Annotated in this window: 1 pseudogene; it reads right to left on the bottom strand. The window is 64.4% G+C overall.

Annotated elements, in window-relative coordinates:
- Window positions 1–8: 8 nt before the first annotated feature.
- A pseudogene (locus GWG67_RS38755) lies at window positions 9–634 on the bottom strand (IS5/IS1182 family transposase); the annotation flags it as partial.

The raw sequence follows: 634 nt of genomic DNA, 5'->3' as shown, positions 1-634 counted from the left end.
GTCGTCCGTTAAGAAGCCGAATTGAGCGAGAGCGGACAGGCAAGCGTATGCGATAGCTGGATCAGGCAGAGGCACAAGAGTTCTCTGAGCCAGGCGAGGATACGGCGGAAGTTGTGGCCGACTGCTGAGAGCACGACGTTAGCGGCGTCGCCGGCGCGGCCTTTGAGATAGCAGCGGCCAAGGTGACCTTCGGCCTTCAGATGTCCGATGATGGGCTCGATGGCGGAGCGGCGCCAGAGCTCGCGCTTGATGGCGCCGAACACGCCGCGCTTCTGGCCCGAAATGAAGACGCGACGTGGATTTTGCGTGTCGTGGCCGCGATATCCCTTGTCGACATAGGCCCGCTCGATCGGACAGCCGGTGAGCGCCTCGGTGCGGTCGATGGCGTCCCGCAGGGTATGACCGTCGTAGGGATTATCGGGCAGCGACCTGGCGTGCAGTACGAACAGGCCACCGGGCGCCCGGCGGTTGTTGGTGACGATGGAGGCCTTCACGCCGAACTCGTAAGGCGGCGGCCTTGCCTTTGCCGATGCATTCCACCTCCGGGGCATGGAAGGAATAAAGCTTCCAGCCGCGCTGGCGCTGCTGCTGCGAGCGGATTTGCACGGCCCGGCCAAGCGGGAGGGCGAATGCC

Source organism: Bradyrhizobium sp. CSS354, assembly GCF_029051725.1.
Lineage (GTDB): Bacteria > Pseudomonadota > Alphaproteobacteria > Rhizobiales > Xanthobacteraceae > Bradyrhizobium.
The sequence above is the reverse complement of the archived record's forward strand: the minus strand, read 5'-3'. Positions and strand labels throughout refer to the sequence as shown.